At 39.7% G+C, this 19,730-nt stretch carries 8 protein-coding genes, 1 tRNA gene, 1 rRNA gene and 7 pseudogenes; 5 read left to right on the top strand and 12 right to left on the bottom strand.

Annotated elements, in window-relative coordinates:
• Nucleotides 1-32: 32 nt before the first annotated feature.
• The 3 genes and pseudogenes from NYR89_RS05645 to recD all read right to left on the bottom strand — a co-directional run bounded on the left by NYR89_RS05645 (nt 33) and on the right by recD (nt 4,057).
• Nucleotides 33-108, bottom strand: a tRNA-Glu gene (locus NYR89_RS05645).
• Between the two features lie 152 nt (nt 109-260).
• Nucleotides 261-1,802, bottom strand: a 16S ribosomal RNA gene (locus NYR89_RS05650).
• A gap of 336 nt (nt 1,803-2,138) precedes the next feature.
• Nucleotides 2,139-4,057, bottom strand: a pseudogene (recD, locus tag NYR89_RS05655) (exodeoxyribonuclease V subunit alpha).
• A gap of 121 nt (nt 4,058-4,178) precedes the next feature.
• Here recD and alr point away from each other — a divergent pair.
• Nucleotides 4,179-5,303 (top strand): alanine racemase, encoded by a 1,125-nt coding sequence (gene alr, locus NYR89_RS05660; protein ID WP_279445068.1) that lies wholly within the window; start codon nt 4,179-4,181, stop codon nt 5,301-5,303.
• A gap of 85 nt (nt 5,304-5,388) precedes the next feature.
• Here alr and sodA read toward each other — a convergent pair.
• A pseudogene (gene sodA / locus NYR89_RS05665) lies at nt 5,389-6,033 on the bottom strand (superoxide dismutase [Mn]).
• Nucleotides 6,034-6,147: 114 nt separating this feature from the next.
• Nucleotides 6,148-6,225 carry a hypothetical protein gene (locus tag NYR89_RS05670; RefSeq protein WP_279446652.1) on the bottom strand — a complete coding sequence of 26 codons (78 nt, stop codon included), beginning with the start codon at nt 6,223-6,225 and terminating at the stop codon, nt 6,148-6,150.
• Between the two features lie 410 nt (nt 6,226-6,635).
• Between NYR89_RS05670 and thrA the strand changes: the two are divergent.
• From thrA to rho, 4 genes and pseudogenes are all read left to right on the top strand, one after another.
• Nucleotides 6,636-9,093, top strand: a pseudogene (gene thrA, locus NYR89_RS05675) (bifunctional aspartate kinase/homoserine dehydrogenase I).
• Entirely contained in the window at nt 9,093-10,043 is a 951-nt protein-coding gene (gene thrB, locus NYR89_RS05680) for a homoserine kinase (protein WP_279445069.1), read from the top strand. The pseudogene thrA and the gene thrB overlap by 1 nt, the downstream one beginning before the upstream one ends.
• A 212-nt stretch (nt 10,044-10,255) precedes the next feature.
• Nucleotides 10,256-11,204: pseudogene (cysK, locus tag NYR89_RS05685) on the top strand (cysteine synthase A).
• A 178-nt stretch (nt 11,205-11,382) separates the two neighbouring features.
• Nucleotides 11,383-12,645, top strand: a complete 1,263-nt coding sequence (rho, locus tag NYR89_RS05690) for a transcription termination factor Rho (RefSeq protein ID WP_279445070.1) — start codon at nt 11,383-11,385, stop codon at nt 12,643-12,645.
• A 51-nt stretch (nt 12,646-12,696) separates the two neighbouring features.
• On the opposite strand, the pseudogene NYR89_RS05695 reads toward rho, so the two are convergent.
• The 7 genes and pseudogenes from NYR89_RS05695 to NYR89_RS05725 form a co-directional block, all read right to left on the bottom strand.
• Nucleotides 12,697-13,879, bottom strand: a pseudogene (locus NYR89_RS05695) (acetylornithine/succinylornithine family transaminase).
• A gap of 13 nt (nt 13,880-13,892) precedes the next feature.
• Nucleotides 13,893-14,747: an acetylglutamate kinase gene (argB, locus tag NYR89_RS05700; RefSeq protein WP_279445071.1), complete on the bottom strand. Its 855-nt coding sequence runs from the start codon at nt 14,745-14,747 to the stop codon at nt 13,893-13,895.
• Between the two features lie 29 nt (nt 14,748-14,776).
• A complete protein-coding gene (gene argC, locus NYR89_RS05705; RefSeq protein ID WP_279445072.1) occupies nt 14,777-15,721 on the bottom strand; it encodes an N-acetyl-gamma-glutamyl-phosphate reductase in 945 nt (314 codons plus the stop codon).
• 196 nt (nt 15,722-15,917) lie between these two features.
• A pseudogene (gene deoD / locus NYR89_RS05710) lies at nt 15,918-16,641 on the bottom strand (purine-nucleoside phosphorylase).
• Nucleotides 16,642-16,752: 111 nt separating this feature from the next.
• On the bottom strand, nt 16,753-17,430 hold the full coding sequence (locus NYR89_RS05715; RefSeq protein WP_279445073.1) for a glycosyltransferase family 25 protein: 678 nt from the start codon (nt 17,428-17,430) through the stop codon (nt 16,753-16,755).
• Nucleotides 17,431-17,436: 6 nt separating this feature from the next.
• Nucleotides 17,437-18,213: a deoxyribose-phosphate aldolase gene (deoC, locus tag NYR89_RS05720; protein ID WP_279445074.1), complete on the bottom strand. Its 777-nt coding sequence runs from the start codon at nt 18,211-18,213 to the stop codon at nt 17,437-17,439.
• Between the two features lie 133 nt (nt 18,214-18,346).
• Nucleotides 18,347-19,613 (bottom strand): annotated as a pseudogene (locus NYR89_RS05725) (NupC/NupG family nucleoside CNT transporter).
• Between the last annotated feature and the right edge of the window lie 117 nt (nt 19,614-19,730).

Genomic DNA, 19,730 nt, shown 5'->3' on the forward strand with positions numbered 1-19,730 from the left:
GAACAATTTAGACAACAAAAGTCATCTTTAAATGGCGTCCCCACGGGGATTCGAACCCCGGTTACCGCCGTGAAAGGGCGATGTCCTAGGCCTCTAGACGATGGGGACAACATTTAAAGATGCTCTCCACTTTGCCATTTGAGCACATTATTCTACGTTAAATACCGTTATTTTTCAATAACTTTTTAAATCACTTAACATAAACGCTCATTCATTCATCAAACAATCTGTGTGAACACTTGCAGTCGCTCAATTCTTGGTAAGGAGGTGATCCAACCGCAGGTTCCCCTACGGTTACCTTGTTACGACTTCACCCCAGTCATGAATCATACCGTGGTAAACGCCCCCCTTGCGGTTAAGCTATCTACTTCTGGTACAACCCACTCCCATGGTGTGACGGGCGGTGTGTACAAGGCCCGGGAACGTATTCACCGCAACATTCTGATTTGCGATTACTAGCGATTCCGACTTCATGGAGTCGAGTTGCAGACTCCAATCCGGACTTAGACGTACTTTGTGAGATTCGCTCCATGTCGCCATATTGCTTCCCTCTGTATACGCCATTGTAGCACGTGTGTAGCCCTACTCGTAAGGGCCATGATGACTTGACGTCATCCCCACCTTCCTCCAGTTTATCACTGGCAGTCTCCTTTGAGTTCCCGGCCGAACCGCTGGCAACAAAGGATAAGGGTTGCGCTCGTTGCGGGACTTAACCCAACATTTCACAACACGAGCTGACGACAGCCATGCAAAGACCTGTCTCAAAGTTCCCGAAGGCACAAACTCATCTCTGAGTTCTTCTTTGGATGTCAAGAGTAGGTAAGGTTCTTCGCGTTGCATCGAATTAAACCACATGCTCCACCGCTTGTGCGGGCCCCCGTCAATTCATTTGAGTTTTAACCTTGCGGCCGTACTCCCCAGGCGGTCGATTTATCACGTTAGCTTCGGGCACCAAACTTAAAGTCCAATCCCCAAATCGACAGCGTTTACAGCGTGGACTACCAGGGTATCTAATCCTGTTTGCTCCCCACGCTTTCGCACATGAGCGTCAGTACATTCCCAAGGGGTCGCCTTCGCCTTCGGTATTCCTCCACATCTCTACGCATTTCACCGCTACACGTGGAATTCTACCCCTCCCTAAAGTACTCTAGTTGACCAGTATGAAATGCAATTCCCAGGTTAAGCCCGGGGCTTTCACATCTCACTTAATCAACCGCCTGCGTGCCCTTTACGCCCAGTTATTCCGATTAACGCTCGCACCCTCCGTATTACCGCGGTACGCTGGCACGGAGTTAGCCGGTGCTTCTTCTGTAGTTAACGTCAATTACCAAATCTATTAAATTTGATACCTTCCTCGCTACCGAAAGAACTTTACAACCCGAAGGCCTTCTTCATTCACGCGGCATGGTCGCATCAGGGTTCCCCCCATTGTGCAATATTCCCCACTGTCGCCTCCCGTAGGAGTCTGGACCGTGTCTCAGTTCCAGTGTGGCTGGTCATCCTCTCAGACCAGCTAGAGATCGTCGGCTTGGTAGGCCTTTACCCCACCAACTACCTAATCCCACTTGGGCTCATCTCATGGCATGTGGCCTTGCGGTCCCACACTTTAATCCGAAGATATTACGCGGTATTAGCTACAGTTTCCCGTAGTTATCCCCCTCCATGAGCCAGATTCCCAAGCATTACTCACCCGTCCGCCACTCGTCACCCAGGGAGCAAGCTCCCTTGTGCTACCGTTCGACTTGCATGTGTTAAGCCTGCCGCCAGCGTTCAATCTGAGCCATGATCAAACTCTTCAATTCAAAAAGTTTAATCGCTCAATAAACTACTTAGCTAAAGTTTACATATTACTTTAAAAGTAAAAATGAATTTCTAGTTTAAGCACCTATTAAGACTTCAAGTTTTAAATAATATTTTTAAAATCAAGTAAATCAACAAGTGCCCACACAGATTGTCTGATATATTGTTAAAGAACAAAAAGAAACGACGCACTGGAAATCAATTTTAAATCGTTCACAACAGTGCGTCGTTGTGTGTGGTGCATTATAGAGAAATCTAAAATCCTTGCAAGCACTTTTTGCAAAAAAATCTTAAAAAAGTGATTAAAAGAACAAACTTAACACACTTTGTGTATTGTTTCAACTAAGTAAGTCTATTAATTGTACTTTCAACCCACTCTGACGTTGAATATTATTATTTACTGCCGGTAGCCAAATTTGCTTATTTCCAAATAGCGTAAAATGTGTTTTAGCTCGAGTGATTGCCGTATAAATTAATTCCTTACTCATTACTGGTGCAAAATGTAACGGCATTACCAGTAAAGTATGTTCAAACTCAGAACCCTGTGACTTATGAACCGTCATTACATAAGCGGTTTCAAACTCAGGAATCCTATTTAATGAAAGGTTTAAATATTCCTCATTAATCTTCGTATCAAAATAAACACGAGGATGCTTATGTTCATCCGGCAAAATGATACCGATATCGCCACTATAAATATGATGCTGTGGGGAGTTTTGCGTTATTAATAATGGCTTACCCATATAATAATTTTTACTTTGTTCTAAAGAAATCAGTTTTGCTGAAGCTAATGCGGCTTCTATTTTCTTATTTAATTGTTCAACACCGAATTCACTAATGCGTAAAGCGGATAAAAATCTGACTTTTTGAAATGCTTCAAAAATTTCATTCACTGAAACATTCCTTGGATTAGTGAATCGTTGTTTTACTAATGTTAGATATTCTCTATACAACTCTACTGCTTTATCTACGATTGCTTTTACACAATTTTGAACCCATTGTTGTTTATCCGAAAAAGCTGATGAATTATAGTATTCCATTAATGTTAAATCAGAAGAACCTTTGGTAAGAATTTGCCAAGATTTAACCGCTTGCTTTTCATTAACTAATTTTGCCAACTGCCCAATGCCTGAATGATCATTAAAACGATAACTTTTTTTCAAATGGCATAATGAATCACAGATAGCAAATGCTTTTCCTTGTGGAGCTAATTGATAATTCGCTACTTGATTCAAATAATCGCAATGTGTCTGACTATATCCCTGTTGCAGAAATTCGCCCAGTTCTCCCATTATTGCTCCAGCTTCTACCGAAGCTAGCTGGTCTTTATCGCCTAATAGAATAAGACGTGTACTCGGTTTTAACAGTCGCCATTAATTTTTCCATCAGGAAAAGATCGATCATGGATGCTTCATCCACCACTAATAAATCAATATGTAGCGGATTTTTCTTGTGATAACGAGGTTCATCACTTTGCGGTCGAATACCAAGTAAGCGATGAATTGTTGAAGCAGTTGTCGGAATATCAAATGTCAAATTTAATCCATCTAAACTTGAGGAAATCGATTCTTTCAAACGTGCGTACTTTTCCGGTCGGTGCGACAAGTGCAATATTTAACATTTCTTTACTACTACGTAATTGCTTTTCTTGTAACGCGCCTAATAATTTAGCCACAGTGGTAGTTTTGCCTGTTCCCGGACCGCCGGAAATTACGGTAAATTTTTTCTTAATTGCCGTTGCAACTGCCACTTTTTGCCAATTTATATCATCAGATTCTTCAAAGAATTTTGCAATAATCTGCTTATCTAATGTTGCATTTGCTATTTCCTCCGGAAATTCGACCGCTTTGACAAGATAATTTGCAATATTATGTTCTGCCTGCCAATAACGATAAAAATAAAGAAGTCCTTGCTGAAATAACATTGGTGCAACATTCAAAGGATCTGAACTAAATGCAATATGATTCTGTAAGAGATTCTGCCATTCAAGCGGTTGAATATGATCTATTTTTTGTAAAATCTCATCATGATGACTTGGCGAGTTAAAAAAATGCCATACACTTTGATTATCCAAATGAATAGCGGAATGACCTTGCATAACGTGAAAAGAAAGTAATGCGGCAAGCAATACCGCTAGATTTTTTTGTTGTTCGGTATAAGAATAACCTTGCTGTTTGCGATCAATCATTTTGGCAAATTGATAATCCAATTCCGAAATGATATTTTCTTGTTTTAGGTCGTATAAAAGCGTCAGCATAAGTAAAAATCCTCACCATTTAATTTAATTAGAATTATCCAATGTTCATTCCCCATTGTCCATTTATTCCCATCAGGCGTATAATCGTCTTCATTTTTAACAAAGTAATAGAACAAATAAAATGAAACCAGCAACAGCAACTATTAGCCGAGAGGCTCTCCGTCATAATATAGAACTGATCAAAACTTTTGCTCCCCACCAAAAACTTCTCGCGATGATTAAAGCCAATGCCTATGGACAAGGCTTATTACCCGCGACTGGTACGCTTGCCGATTTAGTCGATGGTTTTGGCGTTGCACGTTTAAGAGAAGCATTGGAAATTCAAGAAACTGGTTATACCGGCAAAATTTTATTAGTTGAAGGCTTCTTTGACCGAGAAGAATTATTAAAAACACTCTCTCGCCGTTTTGATACGGTTGTACATTGCTTAGAACAGTTGGAATTACTTGAACAGGTTGCGCAAGAATGGCAACAAGAACAACAAAAAGGCTTCTGGAAACGTAAAGCAAAAATTTATTTTCCAATCAATGTTTGGTTAAAAATTGATACCGGGATGCATCGCCTAGGTGTCCATCCGGAACAAGTTGAGATGTTCTATCAACGCTTAAAAGCCTGTCCATTAGTAGCAAGTATTAGCTTTGTCAGTCATTTTAGCCGTGCGGATGAACCAGATTGTGGTTACACCGAAAAACAAATTGCAATCTTCGAGTCAGCAACAGAACCTTATCCTACTCACGAACGTAGTATTTCCGCATCAAGCGGCATTTTATATTGGAAACAAGCCCATTATGAATGGGTACGTCCTGGCATTATCATGCATGGTATCTCTCCGCACTATACACCAATCACGGACTTAGGCTTCAAACCGGTTATGACGCTTTCTTCGTCTTTGATTGCGGTAAGAACACATAAAGCAGGCGAACCGGTTGGTTACGGCGGTGCTTGGATAAGTGATAAAGATACCAAATTAGGTGTAGTGGCGATGGGATACGGTGACGGCTATCCTCGTAACGCACCGGAAGGCACACCGGTTTTAATCAACGGGCGAATCGTACCGATTGTCGGACGAGTATCAATGGATATGTTAACTGTGGACTTGGGTGCGGACAGTCAAGATAAAGTCGGTGATGAAGTGATTTTCTGGGGAAAGGATCTCCTTATTGAAGATGTCGCACAACATATCGGCGTAATCAGCTATGAATTGATTACTAAACTTACGCCACGCGTGATTTTTGAGTATAAATAATCCAAATAAGAAGCGGTCGTTTTGACAAAAAATCTTGCAAAAACGACCGCTTGTTAACTTATCTAGTATCGAGTAACTTACTCAATTATTTTGCACAACCACAGTGTGAACCATTTTCTTCAAAACGGCGAGTCGCTTCGTCCCAGTTTACCACATTCCAAAATGCTTTAATGTAGTCTGGACGACGGTTTTGGTAGTTTAAGTAGTAAGCGTGTTCCCACACATCTAAACCTAAAATTGGGAAACCTGAAACGCCAGCAACTTCTTTACCCATAATTGGGTTATCTTGGTTTGCTGTTGAAACAACTGCTAATTTACCGTCTTCAATCACTAACCACGCCCAACCTGAACCAAAACGCGTTGCTGCTTGCTTTTTCAAATTCCGCTTGGAATGCTTCTACTGAACCAAAATCACGCACGATTGCATCTTTTAATGCACCTTGTAAAGTTGTACCAGTTTTTAAACCTTTCCAGAAAAGTGTGTGGTTTACGTGACCGCCAACGTTGTTACGTACTGCAGTACGTTTTTCAGCTGGCACTTGGCTTAAATCTTTAATTAATGCACCCGGACATTTTTCTAAAAGCTCTGGGTGAGCTTCTAATGCTTTGCATTTGCGTTATTTACGTATGCTTGGTGGTGTTTTGAGTGATGGATTTCCATCGTTGCTTTATCGAAATGTGGCTCTAACGCATCATAAGCGTAGCCTAATTCTGGTAATTGGTATGCCATTTTAGCTTCCTTTTAGTTAATAATAAGTAATCACTGCTTGTGCTGAAATCGCACAAAAGCCCTGAAATTTTAGCACTTTTCTGATCTAAATCAATTTATTCTCAAGGATTACCTCTAAAAAGTTTTTTCAAAATTAAGGTAAAAACGATCACGTTTATAAGAATATAAATCCGCCAAATTTGAATTAACCATTTTATAACTATAACTTAGCTTCGATGTAATCCTGAAAAAATGTAGTGTTCGCTTTAATTTGCAGAATTTTCATATATTCCTCATATCATTCTAGGGTAAATTCACAGCAATTTTAGCTCAAAAAAACAATCACTAAGATTTACAAAAAAGAAAATTGAATCTGAAACTTTTTTAAGTAAACAGATTGACAAATGCAACCGTTTCCGCCATTCTCTCAATAACTTTTTTTCTAGTCAGAAATGCAACAAAATGCAAAACGTTATTATGACCATCGGCACTATGATTACCATTACGTTAAAGCGTAGTGCGGGTGCTTGTAACTAGAGAACAGAAAACACAAAAACCCGCTAAAAAGCGGGTTTTTTTATATCTAATTTTGCAAACATTAAATCTAAATATCAGGAGAAACTATGCGAGTTCTTAAATTTGGCGGTACATCGCTTGCTAACCCGGAACGCTTTATCCAAGCGGCTGACATTATTGAAAAAGCACATTTAAAAGACCAAGTTTGCCGGTGTGCTTTCCGCTCCGGCTAAAATCACCAATCATCTTGTCGCCATTGTCGATAAAGCGATTGCAGGCGAATCCTTTGAAACCAACCTTAAAGAAGCCACCGAAATTTTCCATAATATTATCAACGGGTTATATGCGGTAAATAATAATGTGGATCGTGAAGGTCTATTAGCTTTAGTCGAAGCGGAATTAACTCAAATTCAAGGCGTGGCAAGTGAAGCGGCAAAAACCAAAGCATTACCGGATAGTGTTGCGGCAACCATTCATTGTCGTGGTGAAAAATTATCGATTGCCATGATGCAAGCGTGGTTCGAGGCTAAAGGTTATGAAGTGACTCGCATTGATCCTGTTGAAAAATTATTAGCACACGGTAGCTATTTAGAATCCTCCGCTGATATTGCCGAATCTACCAAACGTGTTGATGCTAATTCAATTCCAAAGAAAAATGTGGTGTTAATGGCAGGCTTTACCGCCGGTAATGAAAACGGCGAACTTGTACTACTTGGTCGCAATGGCTCTGACTATTCCGCCGCATGTTTAGTCGCTTGTTTAAAAGCGGATTGTTGCGAAATTTGGACGGACGTGGACGGTGTTTATACCTGTGATCCTCGCTTAGTACCTGAAGCGATTTGTTTAGAATCAATGAGTTACCAAGAAGCGATGGAACTTTCATACTTTGGTGCGAAAGTGATTCACCCTCGTACCATTGGTCCGTTAGTGCCGTTAAATATCCCATGCTTAATCAAAAACACCGCAAATCCTGATGCCAAAGGTACATTAATTGACGGTAATGTTGCAACAGACGGCCTAAAAGTGAAAGGTATTACCAATCTTGATAACGTAGCAATGTTTAACGTTTCGGGTTCAGGTATGCAAGGTATGGTCGGTATGGCGGCTCGTGTTTTCTCTACTATGTCAAAAGCCGGTATTTCGGTCATCTTAATTACCCAATCTTCTTCTGAATACAGTATCAGTTTCTGTGTTCCTGCAAAATTTGAGGAAAAAGCGACCGCTTGTTTAAATGCAGAATTTGCTCAAGAGCTTGCTAACGGTGATTTAGATCCGATTGATATGATTCGTGAGCTTTCGATTATTTCAGTAGTTGGTGACGGTATGCGTACAGCGAAAGGTGTTGCGACTCGTTTCTTCTCATCACTTGCACAAGCGAATATCAGCATTGTAGCGATTGCACAAGGTTCATCAGAGCGTTCAATTTCTGCAGTTGTACCGATGAATAAAGCGATTGAAGCGGTAAAAGCAACTCACCAAGGTTTATTTAGTAATAAAAAATCAATTGAAGTCTTTCTCGTTGGAGTCGGCGGTGTTGGTGGCGAATTAATCGAGCAAATCAAACAACAAAAAGATTTCTTAGCAAAGAAGGACATTGAGATTCGAGTGTGTGCATTAGCAAATGCCGATAAAATGTTACTCAATGAAAACGGTTTAAATTTAGATAACTGGAGAAGTGATTTAGAAACAGCAACTCAACCTTCAGATTTTGATGTTTTATTATCATTCATCAAATTACATCACGTTGTAAACCCAGTATTTGTTGACTGCACCGCGGCACAATCTGTAGCAAACCTTTATACTCGAGCATTAAAAGAAGGTTTCCACGTAGTGACTCCAAATAAAAAAGCAAATACAGGTAGCTATCAATATTACCAAGAGCTTCGTGATGCGACTCGCCAAGGTCAGCACAAATTCTTATACGAAACAAATGTAGGTGCAGGCTTACCGGTGATTGAAAACTTACAGAATTTACTGGTCGCCGGCGATGAAGTAGAAAAATTCGAAGGGATTTTATCCGGCTCACTTTCATTTATCTTCGGAAAACTAGACGAAGGCTTAAGCCTTTCAGAAGCAACTTTAATTGCGAAAGAAAAAGGTTTCACTGAACCGGATCCTCGTGATGATCTCTCGGGTGCAGACGTAGCACGTAAGCTGTTAATTCTTGCTCGAGAAACCGGTTTAGCATTGGAATTTGACGATATTGAAGTGGAAGGCGTATTACCGAAAGGCTTCTCTGAAGGCATGAGTAAAGAGGAATTCTTAAAAGTATTACCGCAAGTTGATGCGGAATTTGCGCAACGTGTTCAAGCGACAAAAGCGGAAGGTAAGGTATTACGTTATGTAGGTTCAATTACCGGTGATAAATGCCGTGTAGCAATTGAAGCGGTTGATGAAAACCATCCGCTTTATAAAGTTAAAGACGGTGAAAATGCACTAGCGTTCTTAACCCGTTACTACAGCCCGATTCCTCTCTTATTAAGAGGTTATGGTGCAGGAACTGATGTCACAGCCGCAGGCATTTTTGCCGATATTCTTCGCACACTTCAAGGAGGTGCAAACTAATGACAATGTTACGAATTTATGCTCCCGCTTCTAGTGCGAACCTTAGCGTAGGTTTTGATTCTTTAGGGGCGACAATCTCACCGATTGACGGTTCGTTACTCGGTGATGTGGTACAAATTGAAGAGTGCGAAACCGCTTTTGAACTGGAAAGTGCCGGTTATTTCGTACGTAAATTACCGAAAGAACCACAAAAAAATATCGTTTATCAAGCCTATGTATTATTTAGCGAACGTTTAAAATTACGTGGCGGTGCGGTTAAAAACTTACGCCTCACACTTGAAAAAAATATGCCGATTGGTTCAGGCTTAGGTTCGAGTGCTTGTTCAATCGTGGCGACATTAGTTGCTCTCAATAAATTCCATAATGAACCATTCTCAAAAATGGAATTGTTAGAAATGATGGGCGAATTGGAAGGTCGTATTTCCGGATCAATCCACTATGATAATGTTGCACCTTGTTATTTAGGTGGCTTACAGTTGATGACTCAATCACTCGGCAATATTTGCCAAACCATTCCGTTCTTTGATGAATGGTATTGGGTATTAGCTTATCCGGGCATTGAAGTGTCAACTGCAGAAGCTCGTGCAATTTTACCGAAGAATTATACTCGTCAAGATATGATTCAACAGGCTCGTTATCTCGGTTCATTTGTACACGCTTGTCATACGCATCAAGACGTATTGGCGGCAACGATGATGAAAGATTTAATTGCAGAGCCGTATCGTGAAAATCTGTTGCCAAACTTCCCAGTTGTACGCCAAGGTTGCAAAGACTTAGGTGCATTAGCAGTGGGTATTTCAGGTTCTGGCCCAACAATGTATGCTATCGCGCCGGATCTGGAACATGCACAAAAACTGGTTGCTTACCTTGAAAAAGAATATCTACAAAACAACGAAGGATTTATCCATATTTGTAAAGTCGATAATCAAGGTGCACGCGAATTGAAATAACAATCTATTTATCCAATTGAAAACAAGCGGTTTAATTTTGCAAAAAATTTGTAAGATTAAACCGCTTTTTATGTCCTAAATCCCACTCATAATAAGTAAATTCAACTTATATATCTTTCTGTTATATAAAATGAATTTTCTCCACTAACATCTTGATACAAAATGGCGTATTCTCTCTCCAACTTCTTAATACTAACTAAAGGGATAACACTATGACAATTTATGCTGACAACTCATATACTATTGGTAATACACCACTTGTTCGTTTAAAAAACTTTGGTCAAAACGGAAATTTATTAGTAAAAGTTGAATCTCGTAACCCAAGTTTTAGTGTGAAATGCCGTATTGGTGCCAATATGGTATGGCAAGCAGAAAAAGACGGTATCTTAACTAAAGACAAAGAAATCGTAGATGCAACCAGCGGTAACACCGGTATTGCATTGGCTTATGTGGCGGACTCGCGGTTATAAAATTACCCTAACTATGCCGGAAACAATGAGTACCGAACGTAAACGCTTATTACGAGGTTTAGGCGTTAACCTCGTATTAACCGAAGGTGCGAAAGGTATGAAAGGTGCGATTGCTAAAGCGGAAGAAATTGTGGCAAGCGATCCGAATCGTTATGTTATTTTGAAACAGTTTGAAAACCCGGCTAACCCAGCTATTCACCAACAAACAACCGGTCCTGAGATTTGGAATGCAACGGAAGGTAAAGTGGATGTAATTGTTGCCGGTGTAGGTACAGGCGGTACAATTACTGGTATTTCTCGTTACATTAAACAAGATCAAGGTAAACAAATTCTTTCAGTCGCGGTTGAACCAAAAGAATCACCAGTTATCACGCAAACCTTAAATGGCGAAGAAATCAAACCGGGTCCACACAAAATTCAAGGTATTGGTGCAGGCTTTATTCCAAAAAATTTAGATTTAAGCTTGATTGACCGAGTTGAACAAGTTTCAAGTGAAGAAGCGATTGCAACTGCACGTAGAATTATGGCAGAAGAAGGTATTTTAGTCGGAATTTCATCAGGTGCGGCGGTTGCCGTGGCAGATCGTTTAGCAAAATTACCAGAATTTGCCGATAAACAAATCGTTGCAATTCTTCCATCAGCTTCAGAACGTTATTTAAGTACCTTATTATTTGAAGGTATTGAAATCTAACTTATTACAAAATGCCGGCTTAGTGCCGGCATTTTTCACTTCAATCACTATAAACAAGCCGTCTATTTTGGTAAATCATTTGCAATTAAGCCTTATTTGCTGTATTATTCGCCACATCTTTTTACGGTAATCTCCGTATCTAATTATTGTTATCCAATCTTTTATATCAAAATTTCCTATGCATCTTACTCAATTAAAAAATACTTCCGTGTCGGATCTTGTTGCGATCGGTGAAGGTCAAATGGGCTTAGAAAACTTAGCTCGTTTACGTAAACAAGACATCATTTTTGCAATTCTTAAACAACACGCCAAAAGCGGTGAAGATATTTTCGGTCAAGGTATCTTAGAAATCCTACCGGACGGCTTCGGTTTCTTACGTTCAGCTGACAGTTCATATCTTGCCGGTCCTGACGATATTTATGTTTCGCCAAGCCAAATTCGCCGTTTCAATCTTCAAACCGGTGATAAAATCGAAGGTAAAATTCGTCCACCAAAAGAAGGTGAACGTTACTTTGCATTATTAAAAGTTGATTTAGTTAATGACGATAAACCTGAAGTATCTCGTAGCAAAATCTTATTCGAAAACTTAACGCCATTACATGCTAATTCACGTCTACGTATGGAACGTGGTAACGGTTCAACCGAAGATTTAACCGCTCGTATTCTTGATTTAGCCTCTCCAATCGGTAAAGGCCAACGTGGTTTGATCGTAGCCCCACCCAAAGCTGGTAAAACCGTACTTCTACAAAATATTGCTCAAAGTATTACTCATAATTATCCTGAATGTGAATTAATTGTTCTGTTAATTGATGAACGCCCGGAAGAGGTTACCGAAATGCAACGTACCGTGCGTGGCGAAGTGATTGCATCAACCTTTGATGAGCCGGCAACGCGCCATGTACAAGTGGCAGAAATGGTAATTGAAAAAGCAAAACGCTCGGTAGAACACAAGAAAGATGTTGTTATTCTATTAGACTCTATTACTCGTCTTGCTCGTGCTTACAATACTGTGACACCGGTGTCAGGTAAAATCCTTTCTGGTGGTGTGGATGCAAATGCCTTACATCGTCCGAAACGTTTCTTCGGTGCGGCACGTAACGTAGAAGAAGGTGGTAGCTTAACCATTATCGCAACGGCATTGGTTGATACCGGTTCAAAAATGGACGAAGTTATCTTTGAAGAGTTCAAAGGTACCGGTAATATGGAATTACATCTGTCTCGTAAAATTGCGGAACGCCGTGTATTCCCTGCGATTGAGTTTAACCGTTCTGGTACACGTAAAGATGACTTATTAATGTCTCCAGAAGAACATCGCAATGCTTGGATGTTACGTAAAGTATTAAATCCAATGGATGAAGTGGTCGCTATGGAATGGTTAATTGATAAACTTGGTGTAGCAAAAACTAACGAAGAATTTTTCGAGCTAATGAAACGTAGCTAATACGAAAAAAGGATTGTATCGTAAGATACAATCCTTTTACTTTATAAATACTTACAAAGTCTCTAACACTTCTCTTAACACAGTAACACCTTGCTCAATCTGTTGTTCAGAGATAATTAACGGCGGTAATAAGCGTAATTTAGTTTTCGCCGTGAGTGTTAATACGCCTTTTTCTATTGCTTTCGCCACCACATCAGCCACTTTTACCTCATCTTCAAACTCAATACCAAGCATTAAACCTAAACCGGAAACCGATTTTACTTTTGGCAACGTGAGCAATGCCGCACGTAATTTTTCACCTTTAGTCACAACATCAGCAAGAAATTCCGTATCCATTTTGGCTAACACCGCATTCGGCTGCCGCACAACAAACCGGATTCGCACCAAAGGTTGAACCGTGATCACTTTTACCGAGTGTATTTTGGCATTTCTCACCGAGAACAAAAGCACCGATAGGTAAACCACCGCCTAAACTTTTGGCAAGCGTGATAATATCTGGTTGTAAGCCGAAATGTTGATAAGCAAATAATTTTCCGGTGCGGCCGATACCAGTTTGTACTTCATCAATAATAAAAATAATATCTTTTGCTTGGCAAATCGCTTGTACGCCTTGTAAATATTCAGCATCTAATGCACAAACACCGCCTTCGCCTTGCACCACTTCTAAAATCACCGCACACACATCATTTTGTTCAAGGCGTGCGTGTAAAGCGGCTAAATCGTTAGCCGGCGTATGTTCAAAACCTTGTGTAAATGGGAAAAAGTGTTGATGAAACACATCTTGTCCTGTTGCCGCAAGGGTTGAGATCGTTCGTCCGTGAAATGAATTAACTAAACTGAGTACGGTCGCTCTGCCCTTGCCGTATTTGTCGTGGCTATATTTACGCGCAGTCTTAATTGCCCCTTCATTTGCTTCCGCCCCCGAATTACAAAAAAATACGCGTTTTAGACCGCTTGCTTTAACCAAACTTCTTGCCAGCAAACCCGACGGCTCGGTAAAGAATAAATTTGAAGTATGCTGTAATTTACCCGCCTGAGTAGTTACCGCCGCCAACCAACTATCATCCGCCCAACCGAGACTGTTCGTACCGATACCGCTGGTAAAATCTAAATATTGATTGCCTTCAAAATCCCATACGTCACAACCTTTCCCGTGTGAAAGGGCAAGGTTAAATCTGCCGTAAGTTTGAGCGATATAATCTGTATCTAATTGTTTGATGTCGTTGCTGTTCATTTTCTCTTCCTAATTATTTTTTATAAAAAAGCGTGCCGTTTTTACCGCCGAATAATGAGACTAAAATAGCGTGTGGCACTCGTCCGTCAATGATATTTGCCTCAATGCCACCAGCATTAATAAAATCAGTACAACAAGCGATTTTCGGAATCATACCACCGGCAATAATACCTTGATCAATTAAGCCTTGTACTTCGCTGACTTCAACTTCCGGAATCAACGTACTTTCATCAAAGCGATCACGTAATAAGCCGGCAATGTCCGTCATACTAACGAGTTTCGTCGCACCTAATGCCATCGCAATTTCACTCGCCGCCGTGTCCGCATTGATGTTGTAAGCGACACCTTGATCATCCACACCAACCGTAGAAATCACCGGAATTAAATTCGCATTTAACGCAAGATCCAATAATTGGCTATTTACTTTAACAATCTCTCCGACAAAGCCATAATCTACTTCAGCTTGTAACTTTTCACATTGTAACATATTACCGTCAATACCGCATAAACCTACGCCTTTACCTTTTAGTAATGCCACCAAACTTTTATTCACTTTACCAGCGAGCATTTGTAATACCACATTAATCGTATCTTGGTCGGTAACTCGTAAACCATTGATAAATTGCGGTTCTTTGCCCAATAATTTAACCCCTTGTGAAATTTCCGGCCCACCACCATGCACTAATACCACTTTCACACCTAATTGGTTCAGCAATAAAATGTCCTGCATCACCAATTTTTTAAGATCTTCATTGATCATTGCATTACCGCCGTATTTCACCACAATAATTTTTTCTTGAAACGGAGCAAGATAAGCGGTCGCTTTTTCTAAAAGATTTGCAAAATTTGCAACTTCGTTTTGTAACATTTTAAACCCCAAATAATATCTCACTCTGACTACACGTCTAGTCCGACTGTTTCTTCACGGCCTAACATAATGTTCATACATTGTACCGCCGCACCGGATGCACCTTTACCTAAATTATCAAAACGTGCACACAATAATAGTCGCGTTTCGTTGCCGTAAACAAAGATTTCAAGGCTGTCTTTGCCGCTAAATGTATTCGCCGCCAACATTCCGTCTTCAGGTAGTGAACAAGCGGGATGAACCGTAATCAATTTTGAATTTTGGTAATACTCGCTGAATAAATTTGCAATTTTTTCGGCAGAATTGACCGCTTGTGAAAGGGCTGAAATAGGGAGCGGCACAGTCACCAACATTCCGCTGTAATAGTCGGCAACCACCGGTGTGAAAATAGGAGGATGGTTTGAACCGGTAAGCGCTTGCATTTCCGGTAAATGTTTATGTTTAAGAGCTAGTCCATAAACACGAGGGGCATTAAATTTTTGTTCACGATCTGGATTTTGATATTCGGCAATCATCGATTTACCGCCGCCGGAATAGCCGGTGAGAGAATGACAAGAAAGTGGATAATCGGCACTTAAAACACCTTTTTCAATAAGAGGGCGAACTAACGCAATATAACCCGTAGCATGACAACCCGGTACCGCAACTCGATTCGCATTTTGAATTTTTTCAAATTGACCAGAAAGCTCAGCAAAACCATAGGTCCAGTCAGGATTAACACGATGAGCGGTTGAAGTATCACAAATTCTTGCATTTGCCGGGGCATTCGCCACTAATTCTTTAGAAGCCTCATCTGGTAAACAAAGAAACGTCAAATCCGCTTCTGCGACTTTTGCGACTCTCGCATTGAGATCTTTACGTAATTCTTCCGGCAGACTTAATAACTCAATATCTTCCGCGCCAGCAAGACGATCAAAAATACGTAACCCAGTTGTACCGACCGCCCCGTCCACAAAAATTTTATATTTACTCATCATAAATCCTTATTACTGTTAAAACGTTAAGCATCTTACTCTTATTCAAGTAGAATTTCAAATACACGCAAGACATAAAAATTCATTATTAATGAATAAATAGTCATTTTTTATTTTTCCATATTATCCTTATATAAAAAATCCCCCAAGATTTTCATCTCAGAGGATTTACAAAATAATCTGCAAAATTAACCGCTTATTCTGCTTGATCACCGATTAATACAGATTCTAACGCAATGGTAATCATATCATTAAAAGTTAATTGGCGTTCTTCTGATGAAGTTTGTTCGCCGGTACGGATATGATCTGAAACGGTACAAATTGCTAACGCTTTCGCACCATATTCTGCTTGCAACCGCATAAATACCAGCGGCTTCCATTTCCACACCTAAAATGCCGTATTTTTCCATTACATCGAACATTTCTACATCCGGTGTATAAAATAAATCTGCTGAGAATAAATTACCAACGCGTGCTACAACGCCTTTTTGTTTTGCCGCTTGAACTGCCGCTAAGGTCATATCAAAGTCAGAAATTGCCGCAAAGTCGTTATCACGGAAACGGATGCGGTTTACTTTTGAATCCGTACAAGCACCCGAACCGATAATAACATCACGTACTTTTACATCTTGACGCACAGCACCGCAAGAACCGACACGGATGATTTTTTTCACACCGTATTCAGTAATTAATTCTTTGGCATAAATTGAGCAAGATGGGATCCCCATACCATGTCCCATTACCGAAATACGGCGGCCTTTATAAGTACCAGTATAACCGAACATATTACGTACATCCGTGACTTGTACGGCATCTTCTAAAAATGTTTCCGCGATATATTTTGCACGAAGCGGATCGCCCGGCATTAATACAACGTCAGCAAATGCACCTTCAGGTGCGTTAATGTGTGGAGTAGCCATTTTGTTTTCCTCTTAATTAATTGATATATAGTCTTAAAAATTTATCAAACGAATAAATCTTTTACTTAAAATAATATGATATAACTTACATGAAAATTTACTTAATAAATATCATCCCTCATAATGAATATCAGATATATTGTCCTCTGCAATATAACCGAGTAAAGGATCAATAATTCTAATCCTATCTCCATCACAAATCTCTGTAAATTCATCAGCTAAAAAATTAGGCTTTCTATCTTTAAAACGGCTTATAATCTTTCTCATTCTTGATTTACGTATTAAATATAACGCTGATCCATCATTATTATACTCGTGGTACATTGTCAAAATATGTAAACTCAATAATGAGGTATCATCATTAGCCACTCTATTTTTATAAAAAGTTTGTCTATTACCTAATTTTTGCAGAATAACCAAATCAACTTCATTACCTAAGCTAATCTCATTTACTCTAGTTTTAAAATTTTCACAAAGTAATACATCGTCCTCTGCAATGATCACAAAATCATTATCTCCAATAGTGATATCATTAATTGCCGTTTCCCAACATTTTATATGAGAAAGAGTGCAACAGATCTCACCAATTTTTACAGGAGCCCTATAATATTTTTGGTGTATTTTACTTGAGTCAAATAACAATTTCTCGATACCATCAATCTTAGATAAAACTTGTCCGTCAACAGCATCAACACGCTCAAATAAAGCTGAATCCGGATGTTTATTAAAGGTTTCTAATCTAGCCTTACTTCGTTCTAAGTTAATAACATATCCTTTTGAAATCATCATTACACCTTAATATCCAGTCACATCTTGAATCACTTGATCATTTAAAGTTGCAAGCAGATTGGTTAATAAACTTGAAGCCCCGAAACGGAAGTGATCTGCATTCACCCAATCTTTTCCAAGAATGTCTTGAGCTAACGCTAAATATTGTGCCGCTTCTTCCGTTGTTTTCACACCACCAGCCGCTTTAAAGCCAACTTTATTCGCTACATTCAAATCACGAATAGTTTCTAACATAATGCGAGCGGATTCTAAAGTTGCATTTACCGGCACTTTACCTGTTGAGGTTTTTATAAAATCCGCACCAGCTTTAATGGAAATCTCACTCGCTTTACGAATCAATTCAGCCGTTTTTAATTCACCAGTTTCAATGATGACTTTTAGTAATACATTTGATGCTTGGCAAACTGCCTTACATTGTTGTACCAATTCAAAACCGATTTGTTCGTTGCCTGCCATTAATGCTTTGTAAGGGAATACCACATCCACTTCATCCGCACCATAAGCCACAGCAACTTTGGTTTCTGCGACTGCAATTTCAATATCATCATTACCATGCGGGAAATTCGTTACCGTAGCAATTTTAACTTGCTCCGTACCTTGTGCTTTTAGAGCTTTACGAGCAACCGGCACAAAACGCGGATAAACACATACTGTCGCCGGTGTACCAAATTCCGTTTTACCTTGCTGACAAAGTGTAATCACTTTTTCGTCCGTATCATTATCATTTAATGTCGTGAGATCCATTAAAGATAAAGCGATTTTTGCCGAATCTTTTAAACTCATACGATCCTCCATCTTACATTTGTAAAATATGAAAAAAATTATAACGCTTGTATCTACATACGCAAACGTTTACCTAACCTTAAAACAACAACACCACTGTTTCCAGTGGTGTCATTTACTTAAGTGATAACGCTTACATTACCGCTCCGCCGATACCGATAAATAATCCGGCAATCGCCGCACTCATTAAATTAGAGAGCGTACCCGCAACAACAGCTTTAACCCCCATACGAGCGACATCACTACGACGACTTGGTGCCATCCCACCTAAACCGCCGATTAAAATTGCGATTGAGCTTAAGTTAGCAAAACCACATAGTGAGAATGTGATGATTGCGATAGTTTTCGGACTTAATGCCACCGTTGCTTCTGGTTTTAAGTAGTTTACGAAATCCGCATAAGCGACAAACTCATTTAGAATTAATTTCTGACCGATTAATGAACCGGCAACTTGTGATTCAGCCCCCCAAGGTACACCGATTAACCATGCTAAAGGTTGGAACACATAACCAAACAGTGATTGTAATGTTACATTTTCATAGCCGATAAGCGAAGAAACGCCACCGATAAAACCGTTAAGCATTGCAATTAATGCGATAAATGCTAATAACATTGCACCAACGTTCATTGCTAATTGCATACCTGAGAATGCACCAACTGCGGCTTCAATTACGTTAGACGGTTTTTCGTCAATATCATCTGCACTTAATTCATCTTTAAATTGTTCTGATTGCGGATGAAGAATTTTAGCGAATAATAACCCGCCCGGTGCCGCCATAAATGACGCCGCAATTAAATATGGAAGTGGTACGCCCATACCTGCATATCCAATCATTACCGCACCGGCAACTGACGCTAAACCACCGCACATTACCGCAAATAACTCGGAATTTGTCATTGATTTAATGTAAGGTTTAACTAAAAGAGGCGCTTCTGTTTGACCAACGAAGATATTTGCCGCCGCAGACATTGATTCTGATTTTGACGTACCTAATACTTTTTGTAATGCACCGCCAAGGATACGAATGACAATCTGCATAATACCTAAATAGTAAAGTACAGAAATAAGAGATGAGAAGAAAATAATCGGAGGAAGCACTTTTAATGCGAAAACGAAACCGCCACCGCCAAATACTTCAAACATTTTATCGCTGACTAAGCCACCGAATAAGAAGCTGATACCATCATTACCATAGTTGATAACTTTACTTACACCTTCCGCGTACCGCTAATAAGCCTTTACGACCCGTTTCCCAATAAAGAATTATCGCACCAATCCCAACTTGCAGAACTAATGCCCCTAATACTGTACGAAAACTGATTGCTTTACGATTATTAGATAACGCAAAGGCAATTAGTAAAAGCACAACAATACCTAAAATACTGTTTAACGCACTCATTTGAAAAACCCCAAAAAGTAAAAGGAATAATACGTTGCTTTCCGAAGAAAGCACCATCTAAAAAAGTTTCATAACTATACCTTTTTTTACATAAAAAATCTCTAACATTTTACATAA

The sequence above is a fragment of the Actinobacillus arthritidis genome (assembly GCF_029774155.1).
Lineage (GTDB): Bacteria > Pseudomonadota > Gammaproteobacteria > Enterobacterales > Pasteurellaceae > Actinobacillus > Actinobacillus arthritidis.

Bases quoted from the DNA above. Each gene is read 5' to 3' on its own strand.
- NYR89_RS05715 (WP_279445073.1), bottom strand. From the start codon at position 17,430: ATGATGATTTCAAAAGGATATGTTATTAACTTAGAACGAAGTAAGGCT.
- argB (WP_279445071.1), bottom strand. From the start codon at position 14,747: ATGTTACAAAACGAAGTTGCAAATTTTGCAAATCTTTTAGAAAAAGCG.
- argC (WP_279445072.1), bottom strand. From the start codon at position 15,721: ATGAGTAAATATAAAATTTTTGTGGACGGGGCGGTCGGTACAACTGGG.
- deoC (WP_279445074.1), bottom strand. From the start codon at position 18,213: ATGAGTTTAAAAGATTCGGCAAAAATCGCTTTATCTTTAATGGATCTC.
- thrB (WP_279445069.1), top strand. From the start codon at position 9,093: ATGACAATGTTACGAATTTATGCTCCCGCTTCTAGTGCGAACCTTAGC.
- NYR89_RS05670 (WP_279446652.1), bottom strand. From the start codon at position 6,225: ATGGTTAATTCAAATTTGGCGGATTTATATTCTTATAAACGTGATCGT.
- alr (WP_279445068.1), top strand. From the start codon at position 4,179: ATGAAACCAGCAACAGCAACTATTAGCCGAGAGGCTCTCCGTCATAAT.
- rho (WP_279445070.1), top strand. From the start codon at position 11,383: ATGCATCTTACTCAATTAAAAAATACTTCCGTGTCGGATCTTGTTGCG.